Genomic DNA, 9,019 nt, shown 5'->3' on the forward strand with positions numbered 1-9,019 from the left:
CTGCTGCACCCTGCCCACCCCGCCGGCAACCCCTGAGACGCTGTGAGCGACCCTGCCATGAATGCTTCCCTGACCCCATCGTCGTCCACCCCCGCCTTCCAGCTCACGCGCAACCCGCACGGCCGCCTCGTCCTGACCCTGGCCGATGGCACGGCCCATGAGGGCGTGACTCCCGTGCGTGCCTTTCCTATCGCTGCGCCGGGCGAGGGGCTGTCCCTGGTGGGCACCGACGGTCATGAGCTGCTGTGGGTTCCCCGGCTGGAGGCCGTGACGGGCACCGCCCGGCAGCTCATTGATGAAGAGCTGGAGGTGCGCGAGTTTGTGCCCACTATCCAGAAAATCCTCGCCGTTTCTAGTTTCTCGACCCCCAGCACCTGGGATTTGGAGACCGACCGAGGGCCTGCCCGCCTGGTGCTCAAGGCCGAAGAGGACATCCGCCGCCTGGGCGGGCGCACCCGGCTGCTGATTGCCGGGGGCGACGGCTTGCAGTTCCGTGTGAAGGACACCACGGCACTGGACAAGCATTCGCGCCGCTTGCTCGAACGCTTTCTTTGACCTTGTAAGGCGGAGTCAAGCCGGCTCCGTCCTGGGCTCGGACCTTGTCCCGCCAGGCGTAGGAGCCTGTCTGCGCTCCTCTGCAAGACCGTCAACATGCTCTGTCGGGAATGGGGGCCGGCGGAGACTCCCTCTTGCGCGTTCCTTGCGCACGGCCCGAGCCGCTTACTTTTCTGCCTGTTCCCCTGCAGCGGGTGATGGCCAGCGGGCGCCCGGCCTTCTGACGGCGTGGTGCTGTTGCGACATTCGGCGCATGCCCAGCGCTCTGTTCAGCCGATTCGGCCCATTCGGGGCACTGTTTGGCACCTTCGTGGTCCCTGCCTGACGCTAAACCGTCCCAAAAAGCTGGCTTTTTACTAGGGAAAACCCTAAATTTCGTTCAATCGGTGAAAAAGACCTAAATTCACCCTTCTTTTTGCCGTAATGAATGTACGAAGAGGCCGAAAGACCCTCTGTACCTTTTGTTCAACTACGGGCCAATGTCATGCAAATGCCACCTGTCGATCGATCGCCGTCCTGGCGTCCTCAGGGCGCTGATTTGTATTCCACTGGCGCCTCGGGTGCGCCTCCGGTGCGTCCCATCAACGCTCCCAACCCTGTCGAGTCCATGGACCGGATGGGTGAGGGGGCGATCGTGCGCGAGCCGGACAAACCCTCGGCGCCCGAGGCGCCCAACCGGGACTGGACGGCGGTAAAAAAGAAAGACACCGTCGAAGAGCCGCCGGAGCCTCCCAAAGAGCCGATCTACAAGCAGCTGCTGGAGTTCATCCAGTCGATGTGGCGCGCCAGCGGCAGCGCGGTAGAGGTAGCGCAGGACGTCAACAAGATGACCTTGCAGGAGCGCCTGGCCCAGCAGGCCAAGAACGAGCCGCTGACCTACACCGACCCCAAGGTCAAGCGCACCGGTGGCGCCTGAGCAGCTGGCGCTGCCGGGTTGACTGCCCTGAGGGCGGCCCATTGCGTGCGGTGGCGAGCCCGGTGCAGTGCAGCGAAGCCACTGCGCAGCGGCAAACTGTGACGTACAGGCGCTGCATGCAGTGGGTGCACGGTGCCGTGCGCACAGAATCCGTGGGTACTGCCTCGATGCGTCTGGTATTTTTCTGCTATTAAATGGATAGCTGACGGTGCATATTGCACTAGCGCTCCAAGTCGATTGGACTGATTTTTTGGGCTTTGCCGCTTGGCAAAGTGCAACCAGCGTTCCTCACGGACGGGTCTCTGGCGCAGGGGGCGGCGCAGCCGGTGCCGCCGACGTCGCAGCCGCTTGTGCCGCTGCTCGCTGGCGATCACGCTCGGCGCGGTACTTGGCGGCGAAGGCACGGACTTCGGCATATGACACAAAGCCATCGCCATCCGTGTCGGCCTCGTCAAAGGCCGCCGCCAGGCGCGGGAACAGCTTCACCTCAGAGCGGCTGAGCTTGCCGTCCCCGTTGAAGTCCAGCATCTTGAATTCACGTTGGGCCTTCAGCTCGCCGGGGCTTACTGCCGCTGCGGGCTCTGTGGCGGCGTGTGTCTCCGCTGGAGGGGCCGGTGCTGGTGGGGGCGTTTGTGCCAGTGCTGCACAGGCTGCCAACAGGGCCACGGTCGCCAGTACCGCCCTTTGCAACCCCATGAACGCTAGGGATGTGCGAATGCGCAAAGTGTTCTCCTTCGAAGTCTCAACGGCCATGGTGGCACATGGGGGGCGATGGCGGTGGTTTGCAACCGGGGCTTTGCAGGCTTTCACCGGGCGTTGCAAGTCTTTGCAGAACTTTTCCCAAGGGCTGGGTGCAGAGGGGCACAGCGCGCCAGCCTGCAGCCGAGGCTCCTGCGGGTCAGTTCCCCGCGACCCGCACCGGATTCGAGATGCCGCTGTTCACATGGCCCGCAGGCACGTGGCGCGCTGCCGACGTGACGTGGCCGGTCTGGTCGTCAAAGAAGAAATCGGGTTCGAACTCGCGCAGAAATTCGCCCTTGGGCAGGCCGCCCAGGAACATGGCTTCGTCCACCGCAATGTTCCAGTCCATCAGGGTACGGATGGCGCGCTCGTGCGCGGGGGCGCTGCGGGCGGTGACGAGCGCGGTGCGGATGCGCATGCCGGTGCCACCGGCCTCGCCCGCAGACTGCAGGCGGTGCAAGGCGGCCAGCAGGGGTTTGAACGGGCCGTCGGGCAGGGGCTGTGCGGCCTTGTCGGTCTCGTGCTGCTGGAAGGCGGCCAGCCCCTCCGCCTGGTACACGCGCTCGGCCTCATCGGAGAACAACACGGCGTCGCCGTCAAAGGCAATCCGCACTTCGTTGGGGTTGGAGTCGCCCGCCTGCACCGACTCCGTCACCACCCGCGCGGCGGGGTAGCCCAGGTGCAAGGCCTCGCGCACGTCGGCCTCGTTGGCGGACAGGAAAAGGTGTGCACCCAGCGGCCGCAGGTAGCGAAACGGGTCGCGCCCTTGCGTGAACACACCGCGCTGGATGGTGGGCAGACCATGGGCATGGCACGAGCGGAACACGCGCATGCCGCTCACCGGGTCATTGCGCGACAGCAGCACCACCTCCACGCGCTGGTGCTCGGAGGTATTGAACGCGAGCAGCTTGCGCACCAGTGAAAACGCCACGCCCGGCGCAGCAGGTACGTCGAGCCGCTGGCGCTGCATGTCCACGTAGGCGCGGTCGTTGTCCTTTTCGAAGACGCGGTTCTCTTCCTCAAAATTGAACAGCGCGCGCGAGGAAATCGCGACTACCAGCTTGTCGTCGAGCGTCACGGCCATAAGGTCACTTTACAAACTGGTTGAGCTGGATGATCGGTAGCAGCACGGCCAGCACGATGAGCATCACGATCAGGCCCATGCCCACGATGAGCAGCGGCTCCAGGATCGTAGCCAGGGCCATGGCGCGGCGCTGGACCTCTGCCGAGAGCTGGCGGGCCGCGCGCTGCAGCATCACGGGCAGTTGTCCGGTCTGTTCGCCCAGGCGTGCAAACATCGACAGCAGGCCCGGAAAGCGTTTCTTTTGGGCCAGGGCCGAGGCCAGCGGGGCACCCTCGCGCACCAGAACCAGGGCGTCGAGCGCGTCGGCCCGCAGCGCGCGGTTGTTCAGCGTTTCAGCAGCCGCCTGCAAGGCCTTCAGGATCGGCACCCCGGCGCCTGCCAGCATGGCCAGCGTGCCGGCAAACCGTGCTGCGTTGTAGCCGCGCGCCAGTTTGCCCACCAGGGGCAGATTGAGCCAGGCGGCATCAAATTTCTCGCGAATATGGCCTATGGTGAGCGCCCATCTTGTCCCAAGTGCTATCAAAATAGAAGCAATCAACATCACCCAGCCATAGCTTCGCACAAAGGCGCTGAGGCCCAGCATGGCCACTGTCAGGAACGGCAACGCCCGCTTGGTGCCTGCAAACACGCTGGCCACCTGCGGCACCACATAGCCCACCAGGAACAACACGATCACGATGGCCACCAGGGTCACGATGGCCGGGTACAGCGCAGCGCCCACCAGCTTGGCCTTGAGTGCCTGGCGCTCTTCCAGGTCGTCGGCCAGGCGCTCCAGCACCAGGCCCAGGTTGCCGCTGTGCTCGCCCGCACCGATCACGGCGCAGTAGATGTCAGAGAACTCGCGCGGGTGCTGCGAAAGTGCGCGGGCAAAGGTGGCACCCGCATTGACCTCGGCGCGCAGGGCCGCCACCAGGTGGCGCTGGCGTTCATCGTCGGCTTCTTCGGACAGCGCGGTGAGTGCACGTTCCAGCGGCAGGCCCGACGACACCAGCCCGGCGATCTGCCGTGTCCAGATGGCCAGCCCCGTCGCGCTGAACACCGGCCGGGTGAACAGGCGCTGGCCCAGGCTGGCGGACCGGCCGTCCAGCGACTGGCCCGTCTGCACCAGCTCCACCGCCAGCGGTACCAGCGCCTGGGCCCGCAGCAGGCTGCGTGCGGCCTTGGCGGTGTCAGCCTCCAGGAGGCCTTTGCGGGTCTGGCCCTGGGCGTCCAGGGCTTCAAAGGAAAAAGCAGGCATGCAAATGCGGGCGTGGGTGGTGGGGCGTCGGCGTGGAAATCAGGCAGTCCTGCAACGGACGGATGTCCGCCGCAGGCTTGGCAGACCCTGATGGTAGCCGCTACCCAAGGCCGGGGGCTTCCACTCGACTCCCTTGCCCGGGGCATGACACAGGTCAAGGCGCTGACGCATGGCACGCGCAGAATGAAAGTTGATCTGTGGCATCAGGTTGCAGGCGTTTGGAACGAACAAGGGGTCTTTCATGCTGAAAAACAAGGTGGCATTGGTAACGGGCGCATCTTCGGGCATCGGCCGCGCGATTGCGCTGGTGTGGGCGCGTGAAGGTGCCAAGGTGGTGGTGTCGGATGTGAATGTGCAGGCGGGCGAGGAAACCGCCGCGCAGGTGCGCGCAGCCGGGGGCGATGCGATCTTTGTAGCGGCTGACGTGGGCAAGCCCGAGGATTGCGAGGCGCTGGTGCAGCGCACCGTCGTCCACTACGGCCGCCTGGACGTGGCCTGCAACAACGCGGGCATCGGTGGCCCGCAGGCGCCTACGGCCGACTACCCGCTGGACGGCTGGGCGCAGGTCATCAACATCAACCTGTCGGGCGTGTTCTACGGCATGAAGTACCAGATCGCCGCGATGCTGAAGAACGGTGGCGGCTCCATCATCAACATGGCGTCTATCCTGGGTTCGGTGGGCTTTGCCACGGCGCCCGCCTACACGGCGGCCAAGCACGGGGTGGTGGGGCTGACCAAGGCTGCGGCCATCGAATACAGCGCGCACGGCGTGCGCGTCAATGCCGTGGGCCCTGCTTTCATCCACACGCCCATGATCAGCGGGCTGGAGCAGGACGCCGGCATCAACGCCATGTTGGTTGGCGCCCACCCCATCGGCCGCCTGGGGCAGCCCGAGGAGGTGGCCGAACTGGTGACCTGGCTCGCGTCCAGCAAGGCGTCGTTTGTGACCGGGGCGTACTACCCCGTGGATGGCGGCTACCTGGCGCGCTGAAGAATGAGAGCGGCGCCCAGGCGCCCGCCGGCTGCCCAGGTGCTCAGGCCGCGACGGCGGCCTGGCCCAGTGTGGCGTGGGCCTTGGCGGCAATGTCCAGCGAGCGCAAACGCAGCGCAGGGTCGTACACATCGCTCACCAGCATCAGCTCGTCGGCGCCTGTGGCTTCGCTTAGGCTGGCCAGCCCTGCACGCACCGTGTCCGGCCCGCCAATCACGGCCGCAGCCAAAAAGTCGCCAATCGCTGCACGCTCTTGGGGTTGCAGGCGCGCAGCGTAGTTCTCGATGGGCGGCAGCAGGCGGCGGCGGTCACCCGTCAAGATGCCGAGCACGCGCTGGTAGGTGCTGCTGGCCAGGTAGTCGGCCTCTTCGTCCGTCGGGGCAGCGATCAGCGGCACGCCAATGGCCACATAGGGCTTGGGCCAGGCGGCAGACGGCCGGTACAGATTGCGGTACAGGTCGATGGCCTGGTGCAGCAGGCGCGGCGCAAAGTGCGAGGCGAACGCATACGGCAAACCGCGCTCGGCTGCGAGCTGGGCCGAAAACAGGCTGGAGCCCAGCAGCCAGATCGGCACATTGGTGCCCGCGCCTGGCATGGCAATCAGGCGCTGGCCGGGCTCGGCAGGGGCCAGCAGGCGCTGCAACTCTGCCACGTCGCGGGGAAAGTCTTCTTCGGTTTCCACCCGGTTGCGGCGCAGTGCTCGCATGGTGGTGGGGTCGGTGCCCGGCGCGCGGCCCAGGCCCAGGTCGATGCGGTCGGGGTACAGCTCGGCCAGTGTGCCAAAGGCCTCGGCCACCACCAGCGGGGCATGGTTAGGCAGCATCACGCCGCCCGACCCGACGCGGATGCGCGAGGTACCACCCGCAATGTGGCCTACCAGCACGGCGGTGGCGGAGCTGGCAATGCCCGCCATGTTGTGGTGCTCGGCCAGCCAATAGCGGGCAAAGCCCAGTTTTTCGGCATGCTGGGCGGTGCGCAGCGCAATCTGCAGCGCATGGGCCACGGTGCCGCCTTCGCGGACGGCCACCAGATCAAGCATGGAAAGGGCAGGGCGGCGGGGAGTGGAAGTCATGCGCCCATTGTCCGGCTGCCGTTGCTTTTGTGCAGGCGGTGGGCGCAGAGCTGGCAGTGGCAGCGGGGTTGCCCACGCACATTTTTACGAAGGGGCCATTTTTTGGTAGCCAAAACTGCGGAGGCGCCACAGAATGTTTCAAGACATTTCCGCGCTGGCCGCCATTTCGCGCTGCGCGGGCCAGTCGCGCAAAAGGGATGACGCATGGGTTTTTTCAGCCGCTTGTTCAAGATCCGGGAGCAGGACCCCACCAGCCCCGAGACCACCTGGGCCATGGAAGACAACGGCAGTGAACTGGTGCTGGACGCCGAGTACGCGGCCACGCTGATGACCGAGATCGACATCGACGCCGCCATTGCCAGCCACGAGCGCTGGCGCCTGCAGCTGCAAGACATGGTCAACGGGCGCTCCGACGAAGTCATGCGGCCCGAACGCATCTGCCAGGACGACCGCTGTGACCTGGGCCGATGGCTCTACGGCACGGGCCGGGTGCGCCTGGGGCATTACCCAGCGTTCGACATGCTGGTGGCGCGGCACAAATACTTTCACCAGCAGGCGGCCGACGTGGTGACAGCTTTCCAGTCGGGCGACCAGCCCAAGGCGGCGCAGCTGCTCAACGGCAGTTGCCGACACGCATCCAACCAGGTGCTGCTGCTGCTCAAGGAGCTCAAGCGCGGGCTGGGGCGCTGAGCCGCACCACCCCGGGTGGTGGCATTTTCTGCCAAGCCGTTCGGCCTTCTGAAGCAGCAATCCTCTGCCGCTGCGCGCGTCGCGCCGCGCGAAGGTGGATGTGTCGCCAGCGATACCCTTTTTAGAGCGCACGTGAACGACGCTTTGGCGCACTGACCGCACCGAGCATCGGCACACAGCTCTTACATCTGCAGACAGGACCCACCGCCGGAATCAGGAGGTGGCGTCGCTATATTTCGGCGCACTTGAGAACCTTTGCTTGCACAAGGTTGCTCGATAAAACATCCATACCTAAAGCAACGATAAAGAAGAGAGAGGGAATTCGATGGACCGCCGCCAACTACTGACGCTTGTGACCCTGGCATCCGGCGTGAGTGCCGTATCGCCCGTCTGGGCACAGTTTGACCTGGGCAAGATGCTCGACGCGGGCAAGGACCTGGCCAAATCCGAGTCGCTGACCGACGACGAGGTCAAGGCTGCCTTTGACCAGATGGCCGCTGAAAGCGACCGCCAAAACCGCATTGCCCCCGCCGGCAACCCTTACGCCACGCGCCTGAACAAACTCACGGCGGGCTTGGGCACGTATGACGGCCTGAAGATGAACTTCAAGGTCTACCTCACCCCGGACATCAACGCCTTTGCCATGGCCAACGGCACCATCCGTGTGTACTCGGGCCTGATGGACAAGTTCACCGATGACGAAGTGCGCTACGTCATCGGCCACGAAATCGGCCACGTCAAAAAGGGCCACAGCAAGGCCCGCATCCAGGCGGCCCTGCGCACCAGCGCCCTGCGCAATGCCGTCTCGTCCAGCAACAGCCGCGCCGGCGCCATCGCCGACTCGCAACTGGGAGATCTGTTTGAAAAAGTGGTGCGCGCCCAGCACTCCCAAAGCAACGAACGCGAGGCCGACGATTACGCGATGGGCTTCATGAAAGCCAAGCGCTACCAGCCGAGTGCCTGCGTGAGCGCACTGGAAAAGCTGGCCGCGATGTCGGGCGGTGATTTGAGCAACTTTCTGTCCACCCACCCCTCGCCGAAGGAGCGGGCGGAGCGGATGAAGACGCAGTTGGCGTGAAAGCCTTGAACATCCACCGAGCGCATAGGAGACGCCGATGATCACGGATACCGTTGGCCAAGGCGGCCGCAATTCCTTGAACGACACCATGATCGTTCAGCGGTTGCTCAACGAGATTGACATGCCGGGTGTTCAGCAACTGGTGGCAGATGGTTCGCCCGGGGCGCGGACCATTTTCAAGATTCAGGCCTTTCAACGCAACATAGGCATAACGCGTCCGGATGGGTTGATTCGGCCTGGCAGCAAAACAATGACCGAGCTCATGTGCCGGGCTGACGCCGAAAACACGGTGCAATCGAAGCTTGCCTTGACCAACCCCGCGCCCTCCAGCGCTGATTTGGGGGCTCCTTGGATCGCGACGGCCGAACGCGAACTGGGTCAGAAAGAAGTGGCAGGTGCCAGTGCCAATCCGCGCATCATGGAGTATCACAAGGCCGCCAAATACTGGGCCAAAGACGATTCTGGCAAGAAGGACGCTTGGTGTGGATCGTTCGTGGCTTGGGTCATGTCCCAGCACGGCTACTCGCCTCCTCCAAACGCGTTCAGAGCCAAGGAGTGGTCTAAGGCTACGCTGAACAAGCCCTCGAAATTTCCCGCGCGAACGCGGAAGACGCCATTTTTTGGATTTTGTGGCCTCTTGCGCCGCCCATTTGGG

Annotated in this window: 9 protein-coding genes and 1 pseudogene; 6 read left to right on the forward strand and 4 right to left on the reverse strand. The window is 64.7% G+C overall.

Annotation, left to right across the window (positions count from 1 at the left end):
• Positions 1-57 precede the first annotated feature (57 nt).
• Together DBR23_RS04505 and DBR23_RS04510 are read left to right on the forward strand one after the other, a co-directional pair.
• On the forward strand, positions 58-555 hold the full coding sequence (locus DBR23_RS04505) for a DUF1854 domain-containing protein (RefSeq protein WP_108497458.1): 498 nt from the start codon (positions 58-60) through the stop codon (positions 553-555).
• Between the two features lie 484 nt (positions 556-1,039).
• Positions 1,040-1,471 carry a hypothetical protein gene (locus tag DBR23_RS04510; RefSeq protein WP_056746930.1) on the forward strand — a complete coding sequence of 144 codons (432 nt, stop codon included), beginning with the start codon at positions 1,040-1,042 and terminating at the stop codon, positions 1,469-1,471.
• Positions 1,472-1,759: 288 nt separating this feature from the next.
• On the opposite strand, the gene DBR23_RS04515 is transcribed toward DBR23_RS04510, so the two are convergent.
• The 3 genes from DBR23_RS04515 to gspF form a co-directional block, all read right to left on the reverse strand.
• Entirely contained in the window at positions 1,760-2,167 is a 408-nt protein-coding gene (locus tag DBR23_RS04515) for an EF-hand domain-containing protein (RefSeq protein ID WP_108497453.1), read from the reverse strand.
• 202 nt (positions 2,168-2,369) lie between these two features.
• Positions 2,370-3,296, reverse strand: coding sequence for a 5'-nucleotidase (locus tag DBR23_RS04520; protein ID WP_056746929.1), 927 nt, complete (start codon positions 3,294-3,296; stop codon positions 2,370-2,372).
• A 4-nt stretch (positions 3,297-3,300) separates the two neighbouring features.
• Positions 3,301-4,533, reverse strand: coding sequence for a type II secretion system inner membrane protein GspF (gene gspF / locus DBR23_RS04525; protein ID WP_108497454.1), 1,233 nt, complete (start codon positions 4,531-4,533; stop codon positions 3,301-3,303).
• Positions 4,534-4,774: 241 nt separating this feature from the next.
• Here gspF and DBR23_RS04530 point away from each other — a divergent pair, with 241 nt between their 5' ends.
• Positions 4,775-5,524 (forward strand): SDR family NAD(P)-dependent oxidoreductase, encoded by a 750-nt coding sequence (locus DBR23_RS04530; protein WP_108497455.1) that lies wholly within the window; start codon positions 4,775-4,777, stop codon positions 5,522-5,524.
• Positions 5,525-5,567: 43 nt separating this feature from the next.
• On the opposite strand, the gene DBR23_RS04535 is transcribed toward DBR23_RS04530, so the two are convergent.
• Positions 5,568-6,596, reverse strand: a complete 1,029-nt coding sequence (locus DBR23_RS04535; RefSeq protein WP_108497456.1) for an LLM class flavin-dependent oxidoreductase — start codon at positions 6,594-6,596, stop codon at positions 5,568-5,570.
• A 204-nt stretch (positions 6,597-6,800) separates the two neighbouring features.
• On the opposite strand from DBR23_RS04535, the gene DBR23_RS04540 reads away from it, so the two are divergent.
• The 3 genes and pseudogenes from DBR23_RS04540 to DBR23_RS04550 form a co-directional block, all read left to right on the forward strand.
• Positions 6,801-7,286 (forward strand): CZB domain-containing protein, encoded by a 486-nt coding sequence (locus tag DBR23_RS04540; RefSeq protein ID WP_015015652.1) that lies wholly within the window; start codon positions 6,801-6,803, stop codon positions 7,284-7,286.
• A gap of 325 nt (positions 7,287-7,611) precedes the next feature.
• The gene (locus DBR23_RS04545) at positions 7,612-8,364 is read left to right on the forward strand and encodes a M48 family metallopeptidase (RefSeq protein ID WP_108497457.1); all 753 of its coding nucleotides are present in this window, start codon (positions 7,612-7,614) and stop codon (positions 8,362-8,364) included.
• Positions 8,365-8,401: 37 nt separating this feature from the next.
• Positions 8,402-9,019, forward strand: a pseudogene (locus tag DBR23_RS04550) (hypothetical protein); the annotation flags it as partial.

The sequence above is a fragment of the Acidovorax sp. HMWF018 genome (genome assembly GCF_003061035.1).
Classification (GTDB): domain Bacteria; phylum Pseudomonadota; class Gammaproteobacteria; order Burkholderiales; family Burkholderiaceae_C; genus Acidovorax; species Acidovorax delafieldii.

Excerpts from the sequence above, each read along its gene's own strand:
- DBR23_RS04540 (WP_015015652.1), top strand. The coding sequence starts at position 6,801 with ATGGGTTTTTTCAGCCGCTTGTTCAAGATCCGGGAGCAGGACCCCACC.
- DBR23_RS04545 (WP_108497457.1), top strand. The coding sequence starts at position 7,612 with ATGGACCGCCGCCAACTACTGACGCTTGTGACCCTGGCATCCGGCGTG.
- DBR23_RS04535 (WP_108497456.1), bottom strand. The coding sequence starts at position 6,596 with ATGACTTCCACTCCCCGCCGCCCTGCCCTTTCCATGCTTGATCTGGTG.
- DBR23_RS04520 (WP_056746929.1), bottom strand. The coding sequence starts at position 3,296 with ATGGCCGTGACGCTCGACGACAAGCTGGTAGTCGCGATTTCCTCGCGC.
- DBR23_RS04510 (WP_056746930.1), top strand. The coding sequence starts at position 1,040 with ATGCAAATGCCACCTGTCGATCGATCGCCGTCCTGGCGTCCTCAGGGC.
- DBR23_RS04530 (WP_108497455.1), top strand. The coding sequence starts at position 4,775 with ATGCTGAAAAACAAGGTGGCATTGGTAACGGGCGCATCTTCGGGCATC.
- gspF (WP_108497454.1), bottom strand. The coding sequence starts at position 4,533 with ATGCCTGCTTTTTCCTTTGAAGCCCTGGACGCCCAGGGCCAGACCCGC.
- DBR23_RS04505 (WP_108497458.1), top strand. The coding sequence starts at position 58 with ATGAATGCTTCCCTGACCCCATCGTCGTCCACCCCCGCCTTCCAGCTC.
- DBR23_RS04515 (WP_108497453.1), bottom strand. The coding sequence starts at position 2,167 with ATGGGGTTGCAAAGGGCGGTACTGGCGACCGTGGCCCTGTTGGCAGCC.